Here is a 24,934-nt window from a genome sequence, read left to right on the forward strand (position 1 = left end):
ATGAGCCAGCCAGCGCGCGTGCACCTGTCGAAGTCGGCGCCGGATGCCTACAAGGCACTCGCCGCGTTCTCCAAGACGGTGGGCGCGATCGCCGACGATGCAGGCATCGACGAGCGACTGAAGGAGCTCGTCCAGATCCACGTGTCGCAACTGAACGGATGCGCATTCTGCGTGCGCGTCCACGTCGAGCGGGCGGCCAAAGCGGGGATCTCCGCCGACACCATCGCCCAGGTCGCGGTGTGGCGGGAGTCCGGGGTCTTCTCCGAGCGGGAGCGGGCCGGACTCGAGCTGGCAGAGTCGTTCACGTTCATCTCGGATGACGGCGTCCCGGACGATGTCTACGACCGTGTGGGCGGCATCCTGAGCGAGCCCGAGTATGTGGGTCTCAGCTGGATCCTCGTGGCGATCAACGCATTCAACCGGGTCGCGATCGCAGGGCGCTACAGCACGCCGCCGCGCGATGACCTGGTCCGAGAGGATCACGACGCCGCATCCGGCGCGGCCTGGTGAGCGCGGGCGCCGATCCGTCCCGCCCGCTCGTCGCGGGTGCCGTCAACTTCCGCGACACCGGCGGTCTCCCCGTGCGCGATGGTGGTGCGACCCGTGCCGGTGTGCTGTTCCGCTCCGGCAACCTCGCTCAGCTCGAGCAGCCGGGTGTGGACGCGCTCCGCGAGCTCGGCATCCGTCGGATCATCGATCTGCGCGCCGATGACGAAGTCGATCACGCCCCGAGCCGCGTGGCCGGGCTGGACGTGCGCACGCAGCGTGTTCCGCTCTTCCTCGGCTCGGTGGCGTCCTTCTTCGCCGACGACATCCCCCTCTCCGAGATGTACCGTCGCCTGACCGACGACTCGGCGACCGGTGTCGTCGAGGTCGTACGGGGAGTCCTGGCCGATCAGCCGGTCCTCGTGCATTGCACGGTGGGCAAGGACCGAACCGGGGTGACCGTGGCGCTCACGCTCGCCGCCGCCGGTGTCGACACCGACGCCGTGGTCGCCGATTACGCCCGCACCGAGTCGCTTCTGCCGCAGTGGCGCAACGAGCGGGTCGTCGGGATGCTGCGTCGCATGCATCCGGAAGCCGTCCACCTCGAGGACCTCGCGACGCGGTCTCCGGCGCCGGTCATGCGGGACCTGCTCGCCGACCTGGTGCGGCGCTTCGGGTCCGTCGCCGACTATCTGCGTGCCCAGGGGATGACCGACGAGGAGCTCGCCGAGCTGCGGCGCGTGCTGGTCGCCCGGTCGTAGACGACGGTTTTTCACGGCCCGACCAAGGTTAGGCAAACCTTCCCTGCGGTATAGTCGACGTGTCATGTCCTCCACCACGCAGCCTTTCGCGATCGAGCACAGTGCCTCCGCCTGCCGCTCGTCGCGTCACACGCGCGTGCAGCATCTGATCGCCGCCGACGAGTCCTCGCTCGCCGAGCTCGAGGTGCTCCTGGCCACCCTGCCGCTGTGCTCGACCGGCCGCGTGTTCATCGAGATCCCGGATGCCGGCCACCAGGTCGCCTTGACCGCTCCGACCCGCATGGTGATCACCTGGCTCGACCGCGCCTCGCGCAGCGGCGCGCCGGGGACGTCGCGCTCGTGTGCTCCCGGGGAGGCTCTCTCCCGAGCGGTCACGGCGTGGGCCGACGAGATGCTGTGCGACGACATTGACCACACCCGGGTCTTCCTACTCGGCGGCTACCTCGGCACGGCCGACATCGTCGATCACCTCATGGATCGCACGGGCGTCGACGCCGGAGCGATCCACACGCCTGCGCGCTTCGGTCTGCCGACCGCGCGCTGAAGACCGCTCAGGAGCGGCGGGCTGCTGCGCGCGGCACGTAGTTGCCGTCCTCCAGACCGGCCTCGATCTCGAAGCGGTTGCGCAGCGGGTCCCGCCCTGCCAGCGCGTACAGGACCGGCATCAGGAACCCGTACCGACGCCATTGGTCCGCGTGCACCGACTCGTGCGCCAGCACGCGATCTGTCACCGGTTCGTCTCCAGTGAGGTAGCAGCCGCCCACGCACACGCCGCCGCGGCGATACGCCCAGCGCGGCATCCCGCGGAAGATCCACATGCCCGCGCGACGCTCGACGCGACCGGTGCTCCAGATCGAGCCCCAGATCCATCCGACCACGGTGCCGTAGACGTAGCCCGCGCGACTGAGCGGCGAGTCGAGGAAGGGCAGGAAGCGGTCCAGACGTCGTCCACGGGCCACGGCGAGATCTGCGCGCTCCCGCCAGCCGACCGGGGGAGTGGGAATCGGGCTCACGCGAGCGCCCCGACGATCCGCAGGATCGCGCCGAGGTCGTCCACCGCCGCCGCGGGCGATGGCGGAGCGAACCCGGTGATGCTCGAGCCGGCGAGTGGCCACCGCTCGCGGACGCGACCGATCGACGCGATCAGGTCCGGAAGGCTCACTCCGAAGGGAACGGATGCCGTCACCCCGCTCATCGCGGCAGGATCGAGCACGTCGAGGTCGACGTGGATGAAGACCGCATCGGCACCGGTTCCGGCCACCGCCGCCGCGAGCGCGTCGGCATCGGTGAGGGCCGCGGCGTCGACCGTGTGCACACCGAGGGCGGTGACCGCCTCCTCTTCGGGCGGGTCGTACGCGCGGGCGCCGGCGAGCACGACGCGGCTCGCGGGGATCCCGGTGTGCAGCGCGAGTCCCTCCGCGCCGTCGCCGAGCACGGCGCGCAGGGCCATGCCGCTGAAGGCGCCGGAGGGCGAGGAGTCCGGCGTGTGCAGATCGGGGTGGGCGTCCAGCCAGATCACGGCGAGCTGCGGATGCCGCGCCGCGGCGTGCCCGACGGCGCCGACCGCCGCGCCGCAGTCACCGCCGATGAGCATGACCGGCTCGGCGATCGGAGCGAGCTCCAGCTCGAGGAGTTCGCGGCTGCGTCGCAGCGCGCTGAACCGGTGCACGCCGGTCTCGACAGCCTCGCCGGCCTCGAGAGGGATCTCGACGGTCGTGCACGACGAGCGCGGCAGATCGCCGGCGATCGCCTGCGCGCCGTCGATGAGCTGCATCGCGCGCGAGGACGGTGAACCCTGCCACTGCGGGACGATCACGAATCGGGCCATGCCCTCATCATCCCTCAGCCCCGGCTCCCGCGCGGCCCCGCCGCGGCACTCCCGACAGCACGGAACCCTCCGGGCCGGCGGCGCCGGCCCGGAGGGTTCCGTCGTGCGATCAGGGCGTGTACGGCGCCGTGGGGGCGTCGATCGCGGCCTGGGACGGCGTGCCGCCGGCCTTGAGCTCGGCCAGGCGCGCCTCGACCTCGGTCAGCTCGCCCATGTCTTCGAGGCTCTCGAACTGCGCGTCGAGGGTCGACGCGGCCAGTTCCTGCTTTCCGGCGGCGAGCGCCTCCTGGCGGCGCACCTTGTCCTCGAAGCGACCGAGCTCGCTCGTGGGGTCGAGGACGTCGATCGACTTGACCGCGTCGTGCACCTTGTTCTGCGCCTCGGCGGTCTTGGCCCGCGCCAGCAGCTCGCTGCGCTTGCTCTTGAGCTGCTCGAGCTTCTGCTTCATGCCGTTCAGGCCGTCTTTGAGCTTGTCGACGACCTCGGTCTGCGATTCGATCGTCGGCTCGACGGCCTTGGCCTCGCGCTCCGAGCCGATCTGGCGCTGCAGGGCGATCTTGGCGAGGTTGTCGAACTTGTCCGCATCGGCGGTGTTGCCGGCCGCGCGGAGCTGGTCGGCCTTCTTGCTGGCGGCCAGAGCCTTGTTGCCCCATTCAGCCGCCTGCTGGACATCCTCTTCGTGGTCGCGCTCGAGGAGGCGCAGGTTGCCGATCGTCTCGGCGATCGCGGACTCGGCGTCGGCGATGCTGTTGGAGAAGTCGCGGACGAGCTGGTCGAGCATCTTCTGCGGGTCCTCGGCGGAGTCGAGCATCGAGTTGATGTTCGCCTTCAAGAGGGTAGAGATGCGACCGAAGATGGACTGCTTTGCCATCGGGATTTCCTTCCTATCGATGAGTGGGGACGCTTGCGTGCTGAATCGAAGTGCGCTGCGGGCCGGTCAGAATCGTCCTCCTCCGCGGCGACCGCGCGTGCCGCCACCGCCGAAGCTGCCGGGGCTCATGCGACCGCTGCTGCGTCCGCCCCCGCCGAACATGCCGCCCATGCCGCCGGACGAGCCGCCGCGGCCGCCACCACCGCCGAGGAGCGAATTGATCACGATGCCGCCGAGGACGGCGCCCATCATGTTCCCGCCTCCTCCGCCGCCTCCGCCGAACATTTCGCCGCCCTGAAACGCGTTCACGTCGTTCTGCGCGTACTGGATCGCCTGACCGGCGAGCTGGTTGGCCCGTTGCGCGTACTGCAGGGCCTGCTCGGGGTCGGCCGTCTGCAGCTGCTGCGCCTGCACGAGCGCAGCGCCGGCTTCAGCGAGCCGGGTGCGGGCTTCCGCGCCGATCGCGCCGCGCCGCGCGACGACGTAGTCCTCGGCCGCGGAGACCTGCGCCTGCGCCTGCATGATCTGCTGGCCGATCAGCTGCTGAGCGCGCTGCGCCTTCGCGGCGGCGTCGCGCACGCCCGCGACCACGCTGTCGATCTGAGCGTTGGCCGCCTCCAGGCTCTCCAGGGTGACCAGAGGCCGGCGAGCCGTGCTCGACAGATTCGTGCGCGCGGCATCCACTTGGGCGGACGTCGCGGCGATCGCGGTGGCGACGCGCCCATCCGGGTCGGGAAGAGCGGATGCCGCGGCGATGTCCGCGGTCAGTTCGGTGATCAGCGCCGCAGCGCTGCGCTCGCCCTCGGCGAGGTCGCGCCCGAGTTTGTCGATCGCCTCCTCGAGCAGGACGGCCTGCCCGACGGCCTCCTCGGCCGCGCGGATGCTGACCGCGGCCTCGCCGCCCTTGCCGGCGCCGATCGCGGTCTGCGCGGCGGCGAGCTGCTCATCGGCGAACGCGATGCGCTGCCGGGCCTGGTCGGGATTGTCGGCGACGGTCGCGAGAGCCTCCGGCGCGTAGGTCGTCGCGAGCGTGGACAGGTGCGCGTCGGCGGATTCGATCGCGGCCGCGGCGGCGGCACGCTGCTCCTGCACCCGCGCCAGGGACTCGGGCGCGTTCTGCTCGAGGCGTCGCAGTTCGTCGAACGCCGCGGCCTTCTCATCCAGACCGGCGTTCGCCTCGTCGCACAGCCGGATGATCTCGCTGTTCCACGCCCGGGTCTGCTCCTCGGAGTCCGGCGTCGAGTCGTCCAGCTGCTGCTTGATCGTGAAGGCGCTGTTGAGGTTCTGCCGCGCCGTGGCCAGCGCCTGCTCGAACTCGCCCGTGGCGGCGTCCCCGAACTGCGCGCGGGCGAACCCGAGCTCCTGCTCGCTCGTCTTCACGGCGTCATCGGTCGCGACGAGAGCCGAGGAGGCGCGGCGTGACAGCTCCTCCGTATTGATCTGCGGCGCGCCCGGACCCGCTTGGGCGCCCACCTTCTTGCGGCGGCTGCGGACGATCACCACGACGATCACGATCGCGATCGCGGCGAGAGCGACGAACACCAGGAGTCCCACCGGGAATCCCGAGCCCGAAGACGCCGGCGGTGAGACCGATCCGCCGCCGGCCGCATCCTGCAGACCATCGGCGGCGGCATCCACCGCGCCGACCCAGTCCTCCGCCGCGAGCCGCGGCTGGATGAGCCGCTGTTCGATCTCGCTCAGCTGGTCGCCCGAGACGGGGCCCGCGGAGTCGCCGGACAGGTAGAACTGGCGCGACTGGGTCGCCACGGCCAGGAGGTACTGCGTGGGCCCCAGGCCGTTGATCTCTGCGGTCGTGTTCGCCCACTCCTCCGACGCGGCCGGATCGGTGAACTCGTCGACGTAGACCACCCAGAGATCCAGCCCGGAGTCGGTCTTGAGCTTCTCGAGCCGGCTCTGCGCCTCGGCCTCCTGGCCGGCGGACAGCGCTCCCACATCGTCGAGCACATAGCCGGATCCGAGCGTCACGGGGTCGGTGGCCGACGCCGCTGCGGCTGACGTGAGCACGAGGACGGTGGCGAGCGCGGCGCTGAGCGCCGTCGTGAGCGTCGATGCCCATCGCGAACGCATGTTGCCCTCCTCCGCGGCGTGCAGCGCACACCCCGGACCATCGAGTCTATTCATCTGCGGGCATGCGACGGTAGGCGCGGTACGGCCCGCCGGGCGGGTCGTGCCGTCACCCGTCGCGTCCGACGGGTAGCGTGTCGATTTCGACGCACACGCCGGGATCCCGCCCGCGATCGGTGCGCGCACCTTCGGAGAACCATGGACGATCGCTATCCCGCCGATGTGCTGGCCGGCGACTGGCGGGCGAGCCGTCGGCGCGTCGTCCCGAGGATCGCGGCCACGCACGACCTGGTCGTCGAGGTCGCGGCGGACGGCTTCTGCGGCGCGGTCGTCGGGGTCGCCTCGGGCCTGGTCGAACTCGAGGATCGCGGCGGTCGCCGCCGGCTCTTCCCGCTCGGCCCGGGCTTCCTCATCGACGGAGCCGATGTCGTGCTCGACCCGCCGGTGCGTGCGACCGAGCAGGCGCCCCGCCGGACGGCATCCGGATCGTACGCCGCCCCCGAGTCCCGCGCCCGCGTCGCGCGGGCGAGCCGCATCCTGGTGGAGGGCAAGCACGACGCGGAGCTCGTGGAGAAGGTGTGGGGCGATGACCTGCGCGCCGAGGGCGTCGTGGTCGAGTTCCTTCAGGGAGTCGACCTCCTCGAGTCCGCTCTGCGCGCCGAGCCGCCCAGCGCGGAGCGCCGGTACGGCGTGCTCGTGGACCACTTGGTGCCGGGGTCCAAGGAATCCCGCATCGCGGACGCGATCGCACGCGGGCCGCACGGCGCTCACGTCCTGATCGTGGGTCATCCGCACGTCGACGTCTGGCAGTGCGTCACCCCGCGCGCGATGGGCATCGCCGCGTGGCCGGCGGTGCCGCGCGGCGTCGACATCAAAGTCGGCACCTGCCGCGCGCTCGGCTGGCCGAGTGAGACACCGGCGGATCTCGCCCGCGCGTGGCAGCGCATCCTCGGGCGGGTCTCGAGCTACCGTGACCTGGACCCTGCGCTCCTCGGCCGTGTCGAGGAACTCATCGACTTCGTGACGGCCTGACCCGTACGAGCGCACCGCCGCGCTGGCTAGCCTGGAGGGGTGTCCGAACCCGTCTCCTTCCGCGACCGCCCGCTCTCCTTCGTCCGCCGCAGCGGCCGCATGACCGACGGTCAGGAGCGGGCCTGGGCCGACCTCGCGCCGCGCTACGTCCTGGAGGCGCCGCGCGACGAAGCGGCCACGAGCGTGCGGCCCGGCGCCGTGATCTCGCCGCGCGACGTGTGGGGGCGGGATGCCGCGCTCATCGTCGAGGTCGGCTCGGGGCAGGGACATGCGATCATCCATGCGGCGTCTTCGCGGCCGGAGGACGACTTCCTCGCGGTCGAGGTCTTCACCGCCGGGCTCGCGCGCACGATGCTGAACGCCGAGCAGGCGGGCATCGAGAACCTCCGGCTCGTGGAGGCCAACGCGCCCGAAGTGCTCGCCCACCTGCTGCCCGCGGCGTCGGTGACCGAGCTGTGGGTGTTCTTCCCCGACCCGTGGCACAAGAACAAGCACAACAAGCGCCGCCTGGTCACGGCCGAGTTCGCGTCGGTCGCCGCCACCGCGCTCCGCGACGGGGGAGTTCTGCGCCTCGCGACCGACTGGGAGCAGTACGCGCGACAGATGCGGGACGTCCTGGATGCCGCGCCGGAGTTCACGCGCGGGTTCGAGGGCGACTGGGCCGATCGGTTCGACGGTCGCATCCTCACGGCGTTCGAGCGGAAGGGCGCCCGCGCCGGTCGTGAGATCCGCGACCTCGCCTACGTGCGGCGGTCACGGACGTGACCGAGCCCGAAGCCTCGGCATCCGTCCCGGCGCCCGAAGCCTCGGCGGCCCTCCCGGCCGACGGGCCGGCCGTCGCGAAAGACCGGTGGCGCATCGTGCGTCCGCTCGGCCACCGCGACTTCCGGGCGCTGTTCAGCGCCGTGGTGCTATCGATCTTCGCCGCCGGAATGTGGGCGGTCGTGATGGTCTACGCGGTGATCGCGGCCGGAGGCGGACCGCTGCAGCTCTCGCTCGTCGCCGCGGCGAACGCGACCGGTCTGCTCGCGTGTGCGATCCCGGGCGGGATCGTCGCCGATCGGGTGTCCCGTCGCCTGATCGTGCGCATGGTCTCGCTCGCGGACTTCCTCGCGATCAGCTCGGTCGTGGTCGTCGGCGCGTTCGGCGAGGTCGGCATCCCGCAACTCACGATCGTCGCGTTCGTCCTCGGCGCCGGTGCCGGTTTCTTCTTTCCGGCCTACAGCGCGATCCTGCCGCGCATCCTGCCGCCCGGACAGCTGCTCGCCGCGAACGGGCTCGAGGGAGCGATCCGGCCCGCGCTGCAGCAGGCCGCAGGACCCGCAGCCGCGGGACTCATCCTCGCGGCGCTCATCCCCGCGCAGGCGGCGATCGTGATCGCGCTCGCGCACGGGGCGGCGTTCGTGATCCTGCTGTTCCTCCGACCCGAGCCGGCCGCCGCCGAGCACGAAGAGCCCTCGACCCGCAGCGTGATGCACGACCTCCGCGAAGCCGTCGTCTTCACGGTGCGCACGCCGTGGCTGCTGTGGACGCTGCTGTTCGCCACGATGTGGGTCCTGGTCGTGGTCGGGCCCGAGGAGGTGCTGCTGCCGTTCCTGACGCGCGAGCGGATCGGCGAGGATCCCCGCCTGTTCGGTTTCCTGCTGGGGGTGTACGGCGCGGGCGGAGTCGCCGGCTCGATCGTGGTCTCCTCGCTCCCGCTGCCGCGCCGGTACCTCACGACGATGAACCTGGTGTGGGGCATCAGCACGCTGCCGTTCATCATCGTCGGGATCACCGACCAGTACTGGCTGCTCCTCGCCTCGCTCTTCGTGGTCGGGTTCGGGTTCAGCTACGGCAACGTGATCTGGGGCACCCTGCTGCAGCGCCGCGTCCCGCGGCACATGCTGGGACGCATCTCGAGCCTGGACTTCTTCGTCTCGCTCGCCCTCATGCCGCTGTCGATGGCGGTGGCGGGACCCCTCGCCGAGGTCGTCCCGATCCAGACGATCTTCATCGCGGCCGGCATCCTTCCGCTCGTCTTCGGCCTGATCGCCATCGCCGCAGCACGGATGCCGAAGGACGAGATCGCGCATCCGCTGACAGACTGAACACATGCCCGCACACGCATCGACGGTCCTCGGCATCCGCCCGACGCTCTCGGTGGGGTTGATCCCGGCACTGCTGATCTGCCTCGCGGCGCCGGCCTTCTTCGTGGTCCGGCTGCCCTGGCTGGGGTGGGCGCTGCTCGCGGCGGGCATGCTGATCGCCTGGCTCGTGCGTGCACGGACGGATGCTGAGGCCGATGCGGCACGGTCGCCCCAGACACCGGCCGGGGTGCGCACGCCGAGTCTCGTCCGCGACCTCTCGCTCATCACGGTCGGAATGCTGATCGTGAGCGTGATCGACCTGAAGGCCGAGCTCGACAACCTCGCCTTCCTCCGCTTCACCCTCGCGCTCGGCGGGGCCGTGGTCGTGCCGTACGTGATCTCGCGATTCGTCTACCGGGACTACGCGATCCGGTTCCCGTGGCGCGGCGGAGGCCGGTGGACGGCGTTCCAGTGGAGCTGGCTCATCGGCGTGCTCGTGCTGGGCTGGCTGATCCTGCCGTTCTACTTCATCACGTCGGGCGTCTACATGAACTGGCCGGTCGTGGACACGCCCGACCTGATCGCACGGCTCTTCGTCGGCGTCGGCGCGGTCGGCATCTGGGACGAGCTCTTCTTCATCTGCACGGTCTTCGCTCTGCTGCGCCGGCACTTCCCGGACTGGCAGGCCAACATCCTGCAGGCGATCGTGTTCGTCTCATTCCTGTGGGAGCTGGGTTACCAGGCGTGGGGTCCGCTGCTGACGATCCCGTTCGCACTCGTCCAGGCCTACATCTTCAAGCGCACCCGCTCGCTCGGATACGTCGTGACCGTCCACCTGCTGTTCGACGCGGTGGTGTTCCTGGTCCTCGTGCACGCGCACAACCCGGGCCTGCTGGATGGGATCTTCCTGGTCTGAGCGCTCGTCCGCCGCGCTGCGCGCGCGGGCGTGGACGGAGAACAGGTGATTCGGCCAACGCAGGACGATCCGGCGCGGAAAGGGCCTGCCCTGCGCGAAGCTCCTGTTCCGGGCGGCATGGATGTCCGGCGCGCGTGCCAGACTGCGGGAATGCGCTCGAGGGACTTCCGACAGCCTCCGGTCGTCAAGGTCGTTCCCCGCGAGGACGCGCCTCGCGGGACGCCGGGGCGGTGGCCCGACTCGATCCCCGCCGTCCGAGAACTGCTCGACGCGGGCCTCGACCTCCAGCCGGGCGTGACGTTCCTCGTCGGCGAGAACGGCTCAGGCAAGTCGACCCTCCTGGAGGGCATCGCGATGGCGTACGGCTTCTCGGCCGAGGGGGGATCCGCTTCCGCACAGCACCGCACTCGTCCGAGCGAGTCGGATCTGTCCGAGCGGATCCGACTGCAGCGCGGCATCGGCGCACCCCGGTGGGGCTTCTTCCTCCGCGCCGAAACGATGCACGGCTTCTACTCCTATCTGGAGGAGAACCCGACGAACAGTCCCGAACCGGTTTTCCACGAGATGAGCCACGGGGAGTCGTTCCTGGCCGTCCTCGACACCAGGTTCGACTCGCCCGGCTTCTACTGCCTCGACGAGCCCGAGGCGGCGCTGTCGTTCTCGTCGACCCTCACGCTGATTGCGACGCTCCGTCGGATCGCGGATGCCGGTGGGCAGGTGCTCTGCGCGACGCACTCGCCGGTGCTCGCCTCGCTGTCCGGCGCGCACATCGTCGAGGTGGGGGAATGGGGACTGCGCACGTCGGCGTGGGAGGACCTCGAGCTCGTCACCCACTGGCGTTCCTACCTCGCGGCTCCGGAGCGCTACCTGCGCCATCTGCTCGACTGACCGGCGGCGATTCTCGACCGTCGCGTAATGGAATGCCGTCCGGGGCGTCCTGGAAGTAGCGGAGGGGTCGAACCCTCGCTTGCCACTCCGTGTGGCTGCTCGTTCCAGCTCATGGGTCGGCGTCGTTTCTGGGGGAACGGCGCCGACCCACCCCGACCGTGCGCGCAACAGTCGGGAACAAGGAAAGCCGGCCCTCAGGGGACGGCTTTCCTTGCTGGTGCCCGCGACGGGGATCGAACCGATCAGTCGCGCGGTGGCCGGGACTCCGTATCGCCGTCGCCCAGCGTCGCTCGTCCGGAGAACTGTCCAACCCCCGCCGATCGAATCCCGAGCGGCGAGTCGCCCAGAGGCACAGCCCGATTCACTCCGGCGCGCTGCATCGGGACGAGATGCCCATGCGGATGAGGCCGTCGATCGTCGTGGAGTCCCGGATGCTCATCTTCTCGACGGGCAGGGTTCCGCTATAGCGGATGTCTTCCTGCATGGCGCGGTCGGGAGAGTAGCCGGCCGCATCCCAGACCTGGAGGATTCGTGCGAGCGAGGCGGCGTTGTCGTCCGTTGTGAACTCGATTCCGACCCCGACGCGGGTCCCGTCCTCGCCGCACGCGGTTGTCACGAGTTCGAGCTCTTGGGCGTCGATGATGGCTCCCGTGGCGTTGCGGGCTGACCCCGCAGTTGCGGAAAGCGAGGCAGCCACCATCTCCGCGACTCCTGCGCGAGCCTCGTCGGCGGTGTAGACGGGCGGGGGCGGCGGTGTCGGCGAGGGCTCGCGCGTGCCCGCGCTGAGACCGCATGAGAAGGCTCGGTCGGTTCGTGTGGGGAGAGTGAAGGCGGGCTCGCCGTCGGTCGCTGTCGGGGCGGCCAGGTAGTCGAAGCTGGAGGAGTACCAGACCCGAAGCGCATCACCGTCGCCCGCCACGGCATAGGCGCCGTCGGCGAATGGGTGATAGCCGTCGTCGCCACCGGTGCGCTCGACGGCGGTTGCGAAGATGCCATCCGTTCGGTACACGGTGCCCCAGCCGGCGAGGAGGAAGGAGTCCTCCTCGATCACGTATCCGGTTTCGCACCCGGCGCTGATCAGCGGTACGACCGTCGCGGAAGAGGTGAGCACCCAGACGAATCCGGCCAGACACGCGGCAGCGATCGCGGCGAGACGCGCCGGAACCATCACGAGCAGCCAGATCCGCGACACCGGGATCAGACACAGTCCCACCGCAAGAGACGTCAGAGCCGCGACGACGGCCACCGTCCCGATCCGCGAGGACCCCATCGTTCCGATCAAGACGGACACCTGGCCGTTCGATCCGGTGGAGATCGCCAGCAAGAACACCAGTACTGCGACGGCCGCAGCGAAAGTCGCTCCTGCTGCCAGAACCACCCGACGTCGCAATCGAGACGGGGATGCGGGACCTTCCGCGTCCTCTTCCGTCGAAACCGGCGCGCTGGACACTCCTCGAGCCTAAGAGGCCGGCACCGCCCGGGAGATGCCCGCCGACTCACCATCGCCCGCAGATGAGGATGCCGACATCATCCGCCGCCCGGATCCGTTCAGGAATCGGGGTCGGAGACTGCGTGAATCACGCCGGGTCTTTGCGCTCGCGCATCAGGTTGTATTCGGGGCGGTTGTCAGGGGTGCGTCGGTGGTCGCGGCCCACGTGGCGAGAAGTGTGAGGGCGTCTTCGGATGGTGAGCCGGGTTCGGCGGTGAAGGTCGAGAGTTGCAGTCCTGGGTCGGCGGGCAGCTCGAACGCTTCATAGGTGAGTTCGAGGTCGCCGACGAGGGGGTGGTGGATGCGCTTGACGCCGGTGCGGTGGTAGCGGACGTCGTGTGCGGCCCAGAGGGTCCGGAACGTTTCGGAGCGGGTGGCGAGTTCGCCGACGAGGTCGGTGAGGCGTTTGTCGAACGGGTTGCGGCCGGCGTCGCCGCGCATGGCGGCGACGAATTCCTGCACGACTTTGTCCCAGTCGGGGTAGAAGTCGTGCGCGGCAGGGTTGAAGAAGGCGAACCGGGCGCTGTTGGGAGCGGGTTCGGCGAACACGGGTGAATAGAGGGCGCGGCCGAGGCGGTTCGCTGCGACGTAGTCGTAGTAGTTGTTGCGGACGATCGCGGGTGCTTCGGTGATGGCGTCGAGAAGACGCTGGATGCTGGGTCGAAGCGTCGTGGTGCTCTTGCGGGGCTTGCGCGCGACCGGGGAGGTGTTCGCGGCGTGGGCGAGGTCGTGAAGATGAGCGGTTTCAGCGTCGTCGAGGTGCAGGGCGCGGGCGAGGGAGTCGAGGACGCCGGGGGAGACGCCGGAAAGGTCGCCGCGTTCGAGGCGGGTGTAGTAGTCCACACTCATCCCGGACAGCAGGGCGACTTCTTCGCGGCGCAATCCGGGGACGCGCCGGTTGCCGCCGAATGCGGGGAGTCCTGCGGCGTCGGGCGTGATGCGTGCGCGGCGCGTGGTGAGGAACTCCTTCACCTCGCTGCGATTGTCCATGCCACGACCGTACGCCGCTCATCGCGGGCGAGGGAGGGACTGGCAGTACCGGTGACGGCCGCCACTCCCACGTGACATGGGGACGCGGTTGTCTGGAACCACACCGAGGAAAGGCGGACCAGGCATGCACACGAGGACGTTGGGTCAGGGGCTCGAGGTCTCGGCGATCGGTTTGGGGGCGATGGGCATGTCGATGTCATACGGCCCCAATCCGGGCGACCGGGGCGACATGATCGGCGTGCTCCGGTACGCGGTCGCGCAGGGCGTGACCTTCATCGACACCGCCGAGGTGTACGGCCCTTTCGTGAACGAAGAGCTGGTGGGCGCTGCGATCGCCCCGATCCGCGATGACGTCGTGGTCGCGACGAAGTTCGGGTGGCGCATCGTCGACGGGACCATGCAGGGTACGGACTCGCGGCCGGACCAGATCCGCCGCGTCGCCGACGCGTCGCTGCAGCGGCTCGGGGTGGAGGCGATCGATCTGTTCTACCAACACCGGGTCGACCCCGCGGTTCCGATCGAGGACGTCGCCGGCGCCGTCGGGGAGCTGGTTGCGGCAGGCAAGGTGAAGCATTTCGGGCTGTCCGAGGCCGGCGCGGAGACGATTCGCCGCGCGCACGCGGTGTTTCCGGTGACGGCGGTCCAGAGCGAGTACTCGCTGTGGACGCGGGACCCCGAGGCGGCGGTGCTGCCGGTGTGCGACGAGCTGGGCATCGGGTTCGTGCCGTTCAGTCCGCTCGGCAAGGGCTTCTTCACCGGGACAGTCACCCCTGACACGACCTTCGCGCCCGGCGAGATCCGGGCACGGGTGCCCCGGTTCGAGGCGGAGAACCTCGCCGCGAACCAGGCCCTCATCGACCACATCACCGCCCTCGCCACCACGCGCTCCGCATCTCCCGCGCAGGTCGCGCTGGCATGGCTTCTCGCCCAGCGCCCGTACATCGTCCCGATCCCGGGGACCCGTCGGCGGGAGCGGATCGACGAGAACGCCGCAGCCACCACTGTCGGGCTGTCGGCGGACGACCTCGCCGACCTGAACAGCCTGGTCGACCGGCTCGGGGTCGCGGGGAACCGGTACGACGACGCAGGCATGAGAATGGTCGGCCGGTAGCCGGCGACCGCACACATCACCGACTGCCTGGAGGCATGCGGAACGGAACTCACGCTCGACAACGACATGCGGATGCCGGCTCTCGGGTTCGGGGGTGTTCCAGACCACACCCGACGAGACCGTGGCGGCGGTGCACGCCGCCCTTGAGACCGGATACCGGCTCATCGACACCGCCGCCGCGTACGGCAACGAACGCGAGGTCGGCGAGGGGATCCGCCGCTCTGGTCTGGCGCGGGACCAGGTGTTAATCCAGGCGAAGGTATGGATCAGCGACTACGGCTACGACCACACGCTCCACGCCTTCGGAAAGAGCGCCGCCAAGCTCGGCGTCGAGCAGATCGACCTCCTGCTGCTGCACCAGGCGCTGCCGTCCCGATTCGACCTCACCCGCGGTGCGTACAACGCCCTCGAGACCCTCTTCGCCGAGAAACGGGTGCGGGCGATCGGGGTCAGCAACTTCATGCCCGACCATCTCGCCGCCCTCCTGGACCAGACCAGCATCGTGCCCGCGGTGAACCAGGTCGAGGTGCACCCGTACTTCGCGCAGCACATGATGCAGGAGGCGGATGCCGCATCCGGCGTGCCCGCTCAAGCCTGGTCGCCGATCGGCGGGATCACCGCCCATCGCGACGGCGGCGCGAACGCCCTCCAGGACCCGACGATCACCGCGATCGACGCATTGGATACCGGAATCCGCCGCGGCCCCGAACCTGCGGACATCACGCTCGAGACCTTCGGTCGCGAGATCCCCGAAGCCTGAGAAGCAGCGGCGGTGCCCGGGCGCGCGGGGCAGTGATAACGGGGCGTCGCCCGCCGCTTCGAAGGCTTCCTCCGCAGCCCCGGGACCACACAACAGGTGGTCTTCATCCTCGATCACACCCACGACGACCCGCGGCCTGCTTCGACGACGATCTGGATGCCGGTGCCGCAGCGCTCGATCGCCTGGGCGAATCGCATGTGGTCAGATGCAAAAGATCGCGAGTCCTGAAGACCCGCGATCCCTTGTGTTCACTGGTGCCCCCGACAGGAATCGAACCTGCGACCTTTGGTACCGGAAACCAACGCTCTATCCCCTGAGCTACGGAGGCGCACCGATCGAGGTTATCACCGGGTCAAGGTGTCGACGGACCCTGGTGTGGAGCATCGGCGATCACCGGCGCCTCGTCGCCCATCGCCGCGAGCGCCTCCGCGAGGCGCGTCGCGAGGTACGCGTGTCCGGCGGTCGAGGGATGGTAGCGCCCGATCGTCGTGTCGATCACCTCGGTGTAGTTCTCCGTCGTGATCCACGCCTCCGCGATCGGCGAGACGTACCACCAGCCCCGCTCTGCGGCGAGGGCCGCCAGGTCTGCGTCGATGCGGGCGGTCGACTCCTCGACGGGCAGGACCTGCGGCGCCGGCCCCATGATGACGACGGATGCCGCCGGATAGAGCGCGGCGAGGGCATCCCACGCGGCGCTCACCGCTTCGCGATAGCCCTCTGCGGGCAGGCGCCGGTCGTTGATCGACCCTTCCACGATGATGAGGTCGGGATCGAGCCCCGGATCCAGAGCGGCGATGCGCTCGCCGTAGGTGCCGCCGTCCAGACCCGGCTTGAGGTACCCGCTGCCGCGCACACCGTCGACCGTGCTCTGCCAGTCCAGGCGTTCGCCGAGCACGTACGCATAGCCGAGCGTGGGGAGCGACGCGGCGGAGCCGTACGTCCACGAGTCGCCGAAGATCAGCACGCGCGGCTGATCGGGGAGAGCGAGCGGGCGGGGGGCGATGACGCCGGATGTCGACTCCTCGGCCGTCGCCGTGACGGGGGCCGCGGCATCCGTCCAGGGGTGCAGCGCAGCGAGCAGGCACACCGCCGCGACGGCGGCCGCCACCAGTGCGACCGCGGCGAATCCGCGCCGTCGACGCACGGGAGTCCCGTGGGTTCGCGGAGGGGTGGCGGGCATGCTCACGGTCCGAGGGTAAGCGAACTTTCATCCTCCGCCGAACGCACCCGATCCGGCGTGCGAGGATACTTCGGTGCAACGCGTCGTGACCGCCGAACTGGACCTCGAACTGGGGTCGTCCGTCGACCTGATCTTCCAGGTGGCGGCCGCGCAGCATGTGCCGATCGTGAGCGAGGAATTGACGTTCACGCAGGGCGAGCGCGTGTACACCCCGACCGAGATCGTCGACCAGTCCGGAAGCCGCCTGCACCGCCTCACCGGCGAGGCGGGGCGACTCGAGGTGCGCTACGAGGCGACCGTCGACGGGCAGGCCGCGACGAGCCGCACGAGCGACCTCGAGGCGATCACCTACCTGCGTCCGAGCCGGTACTGCCAGTCCGACGAGGTGTTCGGTCAGGCGCGGCGGCAGTTCCGGGGGCTGCAGGGACACGATCTCATCGCGGCGGTGTCCGATTTCGTCTCGGCGAGCACGACCTACACGCCGGGACTCAGCCAGGGCACCGACAGCGCGGTGACGACCCTCATGACGGGGCAGGGCGTCTGCCGCGACTACGCGCACGTCGTCATCTCGCTGCTGCGGGCGATGGACATGCCCGCGCGCTACGCCGCCTGCTACGCGCCGGGACTCCAGCCGATGGACTTCCACGCCGTGGCCGAGGCGTACCACGACGGCGCCTGGTACGTGATCGACGCGACCCGGCTCGCGAACCGACGCTCGCTCGTGCGCATCGCGACCGGCCGTGATGCGGCGGACTGCGCCTTCTTGAGCTACCACGGCGGCCACGTCGGCCTCTCGCACATGCGCGTGGATGCGTGGGTGATGCCGGACGCCGTCTCATCGGAAGGGCTCGAGGGCGAGGGGCGCGCGCCCTCGGCGGATGAGGAACTCTCGGAGGACCCGTCGCTCGATGACTTCACCTCTCTGATCCAGCTCGCCTGACAGCGCGACGGCAGGGGCGCCCAGGCCCGCGTACGTAGACTGGTGCGGTTATGAACCCCGAAGAACTCGCCGCCGCCTTGCTCGCCGTCGTCACGCCGATCGCGGAGGCGCGACGAGAGGGTTCGACGGACGGCCTCACCGCGGGTGATCTGACCGTGGAGCGCCCGAAGAACCGCGACCACGGGGACTGGTCCTCCAATGTCGCGCTCAAGCTCGCGAAGACCGTGGGCGCGAACCCGCGCGAGCTCGCCACAGAGATCGCCGCCGGACTGGAGGCCACGCCCGGGATCGCGAGTGTCGAGGTCGCGGGGCCCGGCTTCATCAACGTCCGTCTGGATGCCGCCGCCGCAGGTGCCCTGGCGAAGACGATCGTCGACGCCGGTGCCGCCTTCGGCACGGGGACCGCGCGCGCGGGCGAGATCATCAACCTCGAGTTCGTCTCGGCGAACCCGACCGGCCCGATCCACCTCGGCGGAACCCGCTGGGCTGCGGTCGGCGACTCCCTCGCCCGGATCTTCGCCTCGCAGGGCGCCCAGGTGACGCGTGAGTACTACTTCAACGACCACGGCGCGCAGATCGACCGGTTCGCCCGGAGCCTGGTCGCGGCGCACGAGGGCCTGCCCACGCCGGAGGACGGCTACGGCGGCGGGTACATCCTGGACATCGCCAAACGCGTCGCCCTCGCGTACGACGGCGACATCGACGAGCTCGAACCGGCGGCCAAGCAGGAGGCCTTCCGCGAGATCGGCGTCTCGTTCATGTTCGAGGAGATCAAGGCGAGCCTGCACGAGTTCGGCGTGGACTTCGACGTCTACTTCCATGAGAACGACCTGCACGAGTCAGGGGCCGTGGACCGGGCGATAGCGCGACTGCGGGACCTGGGGCACATCTTCGAATCCGAGGGTGCAACCTGGCTGCGCAGCACCGACTTCGGTGACGACCGGGACCGTGTCATCATCCGTTCCAACGGGACGCCGGCCTACATCTCGGGAGACCTCGCGTACTACCTGAACAAGCGCGAGCGCGGCTTCAACCGCTGCATCATCATGCTCGGCGCCGACCACCACGGCTACGTCCAGCGGATGATGGCGATGGCAGCAGCCTTCGGGGACGAACCGGGGGTGAACCTTCAGATCCTCATCGGGCAGATGGTCAACCTCGTCAAGGACGGCCAGCCGCTGCGCATGTCCAAGCGCGCGGGCACCGTGGTGACGCTCGAAGACCTCGTCGAGGTCGTGGGGAAGGATGCCGCCCGCTACGCGCTCGTGCGCAGCTCGACCGATTCGAACCTCGACGTCGATCTGGACGTGCTGCAGAAGCGCACGAACGACAACCCCGTCTTCTATGTGCAGTACGCGCACGCGCGCACGCACAACGTCGGGCGCAACGCCGCGGCGTCCGGAGTGGACCGCTCCGCGTTCGCACCCGAGCTGCTCGCTCACGAGACGGAGTCGGCGCTCCTCGGCGCTCTGCAGGAGTTCCCGCGCATCGTCGCCTTCGCCGCCGAGGTGCGCGAGCCGCACCGGATCGCGCGCTACCTCGAGGAGCTCGCGGGCCTGTATCACCGCTGGTACGACAACTGCCGTGTGATCCCGCTCGGTGACGAGCCGATCGAAGACCTGCACCGCAGCCGGCTGTGGCTCAACGACGCGACGGGGCAGGTGCTGCGCAACGGCCTGACCCTCCTCGGCGTCGACGCGCCCGAGAGAATGTAGGACCGCCATGACCTCCGGCGACGCCCAGCCGACCCTGCCGCTGCCCCGCAACGCACCGGCCCCGACGGCCCCGCGTCGTCGGCGCCGAGCGTGGCCGTGGATCGTCGCTCTCATCGTCGTGGCAGGCCTCGCCGTCGGGGCCTGGTTCGCCGGTGAGGCGATCGCCCGAGACGTCGTGACCAACACGATCCGCGAGCAGGTCATCACGCAGCTCTCCCTGCCTGCCGACCAGAAGATCGACGTCGAGGTCGCCGGCGCCGTCCTGCCGCAGCTGATCGTGGGCACTCTGCAGGATGTGACGATCTCGTCGGAGGACGTGCAGCTGCAGGCGTTCGCGGGCGACGTGACCGTGCACGCGCAGGACATCGCGATCCGCGGCGATGCCGGTGCGGGATCGGCATCCGCCACCGTGGTCCTGGACGAGGAGCAACTGCGGGGCCTGATGTCCACCGTCGAGAACTTCCCGGTGGACTCGCTCGGACTCGCCGAGCCGAATGTGACCTTCTCGAGCGCCCTCAGCCTGTTCGGACTGACCCTGCCGGTCGGCGTCGCGCTGACGCCGAGCGCCGTGGACGGGGACATCGTGCTGAGTCCCACGTCGCTGCAGCTCGCGGGTAGCGACATCTCGGCGGCGGCGCTGAGAGAGCAGTTCGGCGGCCTCGCCGACACGGTCCTCCGCGACTGGACGGTGTGCATCGCGAAGGACGTCCCGGCGGGGGTCACCCTGTCGTCGATCGCCGTGACGGGCGAGCAGGTGACGGCCGACCTCGTGATCGACCCCGCGATCGTCACGGATCCCGCGCTGCAGGAGAACGGGACCTGTCCCTGACCGCCGGAGCGCAGTCCGAGCACGGCATACGGCGTGCTCTAGACTTCAGGGACCGCCCGGCGCGTGAATGCACCGCTGCCGCGGCATCCCGCTCGACCGAGCACCGCCCGCAACAGTCGCGCTGAAGCCTCCTTCCCACGATTGGTCCGAGTTGTCCGCCTCCACCACGCTCGCCCCGGAGTGGCTCCTGCCGCCCGCTGACGCGAACGCGCTCACCGAGTCGGTGTGGCCGGCATCCGCACAACGTGACGAGCACGGCGTGCTGTCGATCGCGGGTGTGCCCGTTTCGCAGCTGCAGCGCGACTTCGGCACCCCGCTGTACGTCGTGGACGAGGGCGAGGTCCGTGCGAACGCCCGCCGGACTCTGGCGGCGTTCCGGGCGGCAGCCGAGCCGCACGGCGTGCAGGCGCGCGTGTACTACGCAGGCAAGGCCTTCCTGTGCGCCGAGGTCGTCCGCTGGGTCACCGAGGAAGGCCTGGCCGTCGACGTCTGCACCGGCGGTGAGCTGGCGGTCGCTCTCGCGGCGGGGGCGGACCCGGCCCGGCTCGGCTTCCACGGAAACAACAAGAGCGTGGACGAGATCGAGAACGCGGTCGGGGTCGGCATCGGCTCGATCGTGATCGACAGCTGGGCGGAGCTGGATCGCCTGACCGGCATCGTGCAGCGCGGGACGGCGACGCAGGCCGTGCTGGTCCGCGTCAACAGCGGCGTCCACGCCGAGACCCACGATTTCCTCGCGACGGCTCACGAGGATCAGAAGTTCGGCTTCACCCTCGACGAGGCGCCGGGGGTCGTCGCCCGCATCCGCGCCACGGCCGGACTCGACTTCGTCGGCCTGCACTGCCACATCGGTTCGCAGATCTTCGGCACGAGCGGTTTCGAGGAGTCCGCGGCGCGCATCGTCGCCCTCCACGCGCAGCTCAGCGCCGGGGGAGAGATCCCGGTGCTCAACCTCGGCGGCGGCTTCGGCATCGCCTACACCTCGGTGGATGACCCGACGCCGATCGAATCCCTCGCGTCCGGAATCGTCGACGCCGTCGCGCGCGAATGCGCCCGGCACGCAATCCCGGTGCCGAACCTCGCGTTCGAGCCGGGCCGGGCGATCGTCGGTCGCGCGGGCGTGACGCTGTACGAGGTGGGCACGACCAAGGCGGTCGACGTCGACGGCGGCGCACAACGGCTCTACGTGAGCGTGGACGGCGGAATGAGCGACAACGCCCGCCCGGCTCTGTACGGCGCGGATTTCTCGGCGCGCATCGCCTCCCGGCGCAGCGACGACGAGCCCGTCCTCGTCCGCGTCGTGGGGAAGCACTGCGAGTCCGGTGACATCGTCGTCGATGCGGAGTACCTCCCGGGTGACATCACCCCCGGCGATCTGCTCGCCGTGCCCGCGACCGGCGCCTACTGCTTCTCGCTCGCGAGCACATACAACTACGTGCCGCGACCGCCGGTGATCGCGGTGCGCGACGGCGCGGCGCGCACGATCGTGCGCGGCATCACCCTGCGCGATCTGCTGTCCTTCGACGCGGGATTGGATGCCGCTCCCGCGCATCCCGGATCAGACCAGACGAATGAGGGAGCCGGATGATCGACTACCGCCGACTGAGGGTCGCGCTGCTGGGCGCGGGGTCCGTGGGCTCGCAGGTGGCCGCCCTCCTGCTCAAGCACGGGGACGAGCTGGCCGACCGCGCCGGTGCTGCGCTCGAGCTCATCGGGATCGCCGTGCGCGACCTCGATGCGCCGCGTGAGACGGACCTGCCCAAGGAGCTGTTCACGACGGACGCGGAGTCGCTCATCGTCGGCGCCGACATCGTGATCGAGCTCATGGGCGGCATCGAGCCCGCCAAGACCTACCTCTTGCAGGCGATCAACTCCGGGGCGGACGTCGTCACGGCCAACAAGGCCGTGCTCGCCACGCACGGACCCGAGATCTTCGACGCGGCCGACCAGGTCGGCGCGCAGGTCTATTACGAAGCGGCCGCGGCCGGTGCGATCCCGATCATCCGGCCGTTGCGCGACTCGCTGGCCGGAGACCGCGTGCAGCGGATCATGGGGATCGTCAACGGCACGACGAACTACATCCTCGACCGGATGGACACCGAAGGCGCCGAGTTCGCCGATGTCCTCGCGCAGGCTCAGGCCCTCGGGTACGCCGAAGCGGACCCCACCGCGGACGTGGAAGGCTATGACGCCGCGCAGAAGGCCGCGATCCTGGCGAGCCTCGCCTTCCACACCACGGTGCCGCTCGAGGCGGTGCACCGCGAGGGCATCACCACGATCGACAAGACCGCGATCGACGCCGCGCGTCACGCCGGTTACGTCATCAAGCTCCTCGCGGTGTGCGAGCGGCTGGAGAACGAGACCCAGGCGTCGGCCAGCGGTGAGGCGATCTCGGTGCGCGTGTACCCGGCGCTCATCCACCGCGACCATCCTCTCGCGAGCGTGCACGGCGCGAACAACGCCGTGTTCGTCGAGGCGGAGGCCGCCGGGAACCTGATGTTCTACGGTGCCGGCGCCGGCGGCGTCCAGACCGCGTCGGCGGTCCTCGGCGACGTCGTCTCGGCCGCGCGTCGCCACATCGCCGGCGGCGTCGGCGTGGGGGAGTCCACCCGGGCGAACCTGCCGATCGTCGAGATCGGACGCGTCACGACGCGCTACCACATCACCCTCGAGGTCGACGATCAGCCCGGTGTCCTCGCGACGGTCGCCGGCATCCTCAGCGAGGGACGCGTGTCCATCGCGACGGTCGAGCAGACCGTGATCGATCATCCCGAATCGGGCGTGCCGGTCGCGCGCCTGGTCATCGGAACCCACAGAGCCCGTGAGCAGGATCTCAGCGACACCGTGGATCGACTCGCCGCCAGCGGCGTCGTCGAGCGGGTCGTGTCCGTCCTGCGCGTAGAAGGAGATTGACCATGGCCCATGTCTGGCGCGGAGTCCTGCGCGAATACGCCGATCGTCTCGGTGTGACCGACGCCTCCACCGTCATCACGCTCGGCGAGGGCGGCACGCCGCTGCTGCCCGCACCCGCGCTGTCCCACCGCACCGGGACGGACGTCTGGGTCAAGTTCGAGGGCATGAACCCGACCGGATCCTTCAAGGACCGCGGCATGACCGTCGCCGTCTCGCGCGCGATCGAGCACGGCGCGAAGGCCGTCATCTGCGCCTCGACCGGCAACACGTCGGCATCCGCCGCCGCGTACGCCGCCCACGCGGGCATCACCGCGGCCGTTCTGGTGCCGGAGGGCAAGATCGCGATGGGCAAGCTCAGCCAGGCCGTCGCGCACAACGGCCAGCTCATCCAGATCCGCGGGAACTTCGACGACTGCCTCGAGATCGCGCGCGAGCTGGCCGATCACTACCCCGTCCACCTGGTGAACTCGGTCAACCCCGACCGCATCGACGGTCAGAAGACCGCCGCCTACGAGGTCGTCGAGCAGCTCGGCGACGCCCCCGACTTCCACTTCATCCCGGTGGGCAACGCCGGCAACTACACCGCGTACACGCGCGGCTACCGCGAAGAGGCGGAGGCCGGCGTCTCCACCCGCGTTCCGCGCATGTTCGGGTTCCAGGCCGAGGGCAGCGCGCCGCTCGTCCGCGGCGAGATCGTCCGCAACCCCGAGACGGTCGCCAGCGCGATCCGGATCGGCAACCCCGCTTCGTGGGACCTCGCGCTGCAGGCGCGCGACGCGACCGACGGCTATTTCGGCGCGATCGACGACGAGCGGATCCTCGCCGCCCAGAAGCTCCTCTCCGGCGAGGTGGGGATCTTCGTCGAGCCGGCATCGGCGATCAGCGTCGCGGGTCTGCTCGACCGGGTCGAGGCCGGTGTCGTGCCGCAGGGCGCGCGCGTGGTGCTGACGGTCACGGGCCACGGCCTGAAGGACCCGCAGTGGGCCCTCCGCAACGCGGACGGCACGCAGGTCGAGCCCACCGTCGTCGACGCGACCACCTCCGATGTCGCCTCCGTCCTGGGCCTGCGTCCGAGCGAGCCCGTCCCGACGGGGACGAACGCGTGACCGCATCCGCCTCGCGTCAGGCGGAAGTGCCTGTCGAGGGGCGCACCGTCGCGGTGCGGGTTCCGGCGACCAGCGCGAATCTCGGTCCGGGTTTCGACACCTTGGGACTCGCGCTGAGCATCTACGACGAACTGATCGTGACCACGCTCCCCGAGGGTGAGCTCGAGGTGCTCGTCGAGGGGCAGGGTGCCGACGACGTGCCGCGCGATGCGTCGCATCTCGTGGTGCGGACGATCGCGTACGCGTTCGACGCGGTCGGGCGGCGGATGCCGGGCCTGCGGCTGCAGGCACGCAACGTCATCCCGCACGGGCGGGGGCTCGGCTCCTCGGGGGCCGCTGTCGTCTCCGGGCTGCTCGCGGCCAAGGGCCTTCTCGCGGGGGATGTCGAACTCGGTCCGGATGCGCTGCTGCGCATGGCGACCGAGCTCGAGGGGCACCCGGACAACGTCGCACCGGCCCTTTTCGGCGGGCTCACGATCGCCTGGGTGGACGAGTCCGGCCCGCAGCACAAGAAGCTCCTCGTGCACCGCGGGGTCTCCCCGTTGGTGTTCGTCCCCGAGCACACGATGTCCACGAGTGTGGCGCGCAGTCTTCAGCCGCTGCAGGTGCCCCGCGAGGACGCCGTGTTCAACGTGTCGCGCTCCGCACTGCTCATCGCCGCGCTGACGCAGAGTCCCGAGCTCATGCTCGCGGCCACCGAGGACAAGCTGCACCAGAACTACCGTGCGCAGGCCATGCCCGAGACCGACCGGCTCGTGCGGACGCTGCGCGCCGCAGGCTTCGCCGCCGTCGTCTCCGGCGCGGGACCGAGCGTGCTCGTGCTCGCCGACGGACCCGGACAGCGGCTGGAGGCGGCAGCCGCTGCGGCCGCCGCCACGGGCTCGTCATGGGACGCCCAATTACTGGCCGTCGACTTCAAGGGTGGTACAGTGAGGGACATAACGGAGGGTTCCACGTAGCTACGT

At 70.1% G+C, this 24,934-nt stretch carries 23 protein-coding genes, 1 tRNA gene and 1 pseudogene; 17 read left to right on the plus strand and 8 right to left on the minus strand.

The genetic code is table 11. The features are described 5' to 3' along the window. The 3 genes from AB0P18_RS08180 (at position 1) to AB0P18_RS08190 (ending at position 1,791) form a co-directional block, all read left to right on the plus strand. Positions 1–510, plus strand: coding sequence for a carboxymuconolactone decarboxylase family protein (locus AB0P18_RS08180; protein WP_363359640.1), 510 nt, complete (start codon positions 1–3; stop codon positions 508–510). Continuing rightward, the gene (locus tag AB0P18_RS08185) at positions 507–1,247 is read left to right on the plus strand and encodes a tyrosine-protein phosphatase (protein WP_363359641.1); all 741 of its coding nucleotides are present in this window, start codon (positions 507–509) and stop codon (positions 1,245–1,247) included. Before AB0P18_RS08180 ends, AB0P18_RS08185 begins: the two co-directional genes overlap by 4 nt. Before the next feature lie 64 nt (positions 1,248–1,311). Continuing rightward, positions 1,312–1,791: an SIP domain-containing protein gene (locus AB0P18_RS08190; protein WP_344052565.1), complete on the plus strand. Its 480-nt coding sequence runs from the start codon at positions 1,312–1,314 to the stop codon at positions 1,789–1,791. 7 nt (positions 1,792–1,798) lie between these two features. Here AB0P18_RS08190 and AB0P18_RS08195 read toward each other — a convergent pair whose 3' ends face one another. The 4 genes from AB0P18_RS08195 to AB0P18_RS08210 all read right to left on the minus strand — a co-directional run bounded on the left by AB0P18_RS08195 (position 1,799) and on the right by AB0P18_RS08210 (position 6,034). After that, positions 1,799–2,260: a Fe-S oxidoreductase gene (locus AB0P18_RS08195; protein ID WP_363359642.1), complete on the minus strand. Its 462-nt coding sequence runs from the start codon at positions 2,258–2,260 to the stop codon at positions 1,799–1,801. Further along, the gene (locus tag AB0P18_RS08200) at positions 2,257–3,075 is read right to left on the minus strand and encodes an arginase family protein (RefSeq protein WP_363359643.1); all 819 of its coding nucleotides are present in this window, start codon (positions 3,073–3,075) and stop codon (positions 2,257–2,259) included. The genes AB0P18_RS08195 and AB0P18_RS08200 overlap by 4 nt, the downstream gene beginning before the upstream one ends. Before the next feature lie 109 nt (positions 3,076–3,184). Then, complete coding sequence (locus AB0P18_RS08205; protein ID WP_344052573.1) at positions 3,185–3,946, minus strand: PspA/IM30 family protein; 762 nt, start codon at positions 3,944–3,946, stop codon at positions 3,185–3,187. A 66-nt stretch (positions 3,947–4,012) separates the two neighbouring features. Next, the gene (locus AB0P18_RS08210) at positions 4,013–6,034 is read right to left on the minus strand and encodes a TPM domain-containing protein (RefSeq protein ID WP_363359644.1); all 2,022 of its coding nucleotides are present in this window, start codon (positions 6,032–6,034) and stop codon (positions 4,013–4,015) included. A gap of 195 nt (positions 6,035–6,229) precedes the next feature. Between AB0P18_RS08210 and AB0P18_RS08215 the strand changes: the two genes are divergently transcribed. The 5 genes from AB0P18_RS08215 (at position 6,230) to AB0P18_RS08235 (ending at position 10,936) form a co-directional block, all read left to right on the plus strand. Beyond that, positions 6,230–7,063: a DUF3097 domain-containing protein gene (locus AB0P18_RS08215; protein WP_363359645.1), complete on the plus strand. Its 834-nt coding sequence runs from the start codon at positions 6,230–6,232 to the stop codon at positions 7,061–7,063. Positions 7,064–7,162: 99 nt separating this feature from the next. After that, complete coding sequence (trmB, locus tag AB0P18_RS08220) at positions 7,163–7,828, plus strand: tRNA (guanosine(46)-N7)-methyltransferase TrmB (RefSeq protein ID WP_363359718.1); 666 nt, start codon at positions 7,163–7,165, stop codon at positions 7,826–7,828. Between the two features lie 95 nt (positions 7,829–7,923). Then, on the plus strand, positions 7,924–9,153 hold the full coding sequence (locus tag AB0P18_RS08225; RefSeq protein WP_363359719.1) for an MFS transporter: 1,230 nt from the start codon (positions 7,924–7,926) through the stop codon (positions 9,151–9,153). Between the two features lie 4 nt (positions 9,154–9,157). Then, positions 9,158–10,048 (plus strand): CPBP family intramembrane glutamic endopeptidase, encoded by an 891-nt coding sequence (locus AB0P18_RS08230; RefSeq protein WP_363359646.1) that lies wholly within the window; start codon positions 9,158–9,160, stop codon positions 10,046–10,048. 150 nt (positions 10,049–10,198) lie between these two features. Continuing rightward, entirely contained in the window at positions 10,199–10,936 is a 738-nt protein-coding gene (locus AB0P18_RS08235; RefSeq protein WP_363359648.1) for an AAA family ATPase, read from the plus strand. Positions 10,937–11,297: 361 nt separating this feature from the next. On the opposite strand, the gene AB0P18_RS08240 is transcribed toward AB0P18_RS08235, so the two are convergent. Continuing rightward, the gene (locus tag AB0P18_RS08240) at positions 11,298–12,314 is read right to left on the minus strand and encodes a hypothetical protein (protein ID WP_363359649.1); all 1,017 of its coding nucleotides are present in this window, start codon (positions 12,312–12,314) and stop codon (positions 11,298–11,300) included. 225 nt (positions 12,315–12,539) lie between these two features. Next, entirely contained in the window at positions 12,540–13,415 is an 876-nt protein-coding gene (locus AB0P18_RS08245) for a helix-turn-helix transcriptional regulator (protein WP_363359650.1), read from the minus strand. 124 nt (positions 13,416–13,539) lie between these two features. On the opposite strand from AB0P18_RS08245, the gene AB0P18_RS08250 reads away from it, so the two are divergent. Together AB0P18_RS08250 and AB0P18_RS08255 are read left to right on the plus strand one after the other, a co-directional pair. Continuing rightward, positions 13,540–14,526 carry an aldo/keto reductase gene (locus AB0P18_RS08250; protein WP_363359651.1) on the plus strand — a complete coding sequence of 329 codons (987 nt, stop codon included), beginning with the start codon at positions 13,540–13,542 and terminating at the stop codon, positions 14,524–14,526. Positions 14,527–14,598: 72 nt separating this feature from the next. After that, positions 14,599–15,286, plus strand: a pseudogene (locus AB0P18_RS08255) (aldo/keto reductase). A gap of 252 nt (positions 15,287–15,538) precedes the next feature. Here AB0P18_RS08255 and AB0P18_RS08260 read toward each other — a convergent pair. Further along, positions 15,539–15,614, minus strand: a tRNA-Arg gene (locus AB0P18_RS08260). Between the two features lie 24 nt (positions 15,615–15,638). Next, positions 15,639–16,466 carry an SGNH/GDSL hydrolase family protein gene (locus AB0P18_RS08265; RefSeq protein WP_363359720.1) on the minus strand — a complete coding sequence of 276 codons (828 nt, stop codon included), beginning with the start codon at positions 16,464–16,466 and terminating at the stop codon, positions 15,639–15,641. A gap of 73 nt (positions 16,467–16,539) precedes the next feature. Between AB0P18_RS08265 and AB0P18_RS08270 the strand changes: the two genes are divergently transcribed. The 7 genes from AB0P18_RS08270 (at position 16,540) to thrB (ending at position 24,928) form a co-directional block, all read left to right on the plus strand. Further along, positions 16,540–17,406 carry a transglutaminase family protein gene (locus AB0P18_RS08270; RefSeq protein ID WP_344052665.1) on the plus strand — a complete coding sequence of 289 codons (867 nt, stop codon included), beginning with the start codon at positions 16,540–16,542 and terminating at the stop codon, positions 17,404–17,406. Positions 17,407–17,456: 50 nt separating this feature from the next. Further along, positions 17,457–19,121, plus strand: a complete 1,665-nt coding sequence (gene argS / locus AB0P18_RS08275) for an arginine--tRNA ligase (RefSeq protein WP_363359652.1) — start codon at positions 17,457–17,459, stop codon at positions 19,119–19,121. A gap of 7 nt (positions 19,122–19,128) precedes the next feature. Further along, a complete protein-coding gene (locus AB0P18_RS08280; protein ID WP_363359653.1) occupies positions 19,129–19,950 on the plus strand; it encodes a DUF2993 domain-containing protein in 822 nt (273 codons plus the stop codon). A 151-nt stretch (positions 19,951–20,101) separates the two neighbouring features. After that, on the plus strand, positions 20,102–21,538 hold the full coding sequence (lysA, locus tag AB0P18_RS08285; protein WP_363359654.1) for a diaminopimelate decarboxylase: 1,437 nt from the start codon (positions 20,102–20,104) through the stop codon (positions 21,536–21,538). Further along, the gene (locus tag AB0P18_RS08290; RefSeq protein WP_363359655.1) at positions 21,535–22,863 is read left to right on the plus strand and encodes a homoserine dehydrogenase; all 1,329 of its coding nucleotides are present in this window, start codon (positions 21,535–21,537) and stop codon (positions 22,861–22,863) included. The genes lysA and AB0P18_RS08290 overlap by 4 nt, the downstream gene beginning before the upstream one ends. Positions 22,864–22,865: 2 nt before the next feature. Further along, on the plus strand, positions 22,866–23,969 hold the full coding sequence (gene thrC, locus AB0P18_RS08295; RefSeq protein WP_344052675.1) for a threonine synthase: 1,104 nt from the start codon (positions 22,866–22,868) through the stop codon (positions 23,967–23,969). Between the two features lie 26 nt (positions 23,970–23,995). Next, positions 23,996–24,928, plus strand: coding sequence for a homoserine kinase (gene thrB, locus AB0P18_RS08300; protein ID WP_363359721.1), 933 nt, complete (start codon positions 23,996–23,998; stop codon positions 24,926–24,928). The last annotated feature ends 6 nt before the right edge of the window (positions 24,929–24,934 follow it).

Source organism: Microbacterium sp. NPDC064584 (genome assembly GCF_040687315.1).
Lineage (GTDB): Bacteria > Actinomycetota > Actinomycetes > Actinomycetales > Microbacteriaceae > Microbacterium > Microbacterium lacus.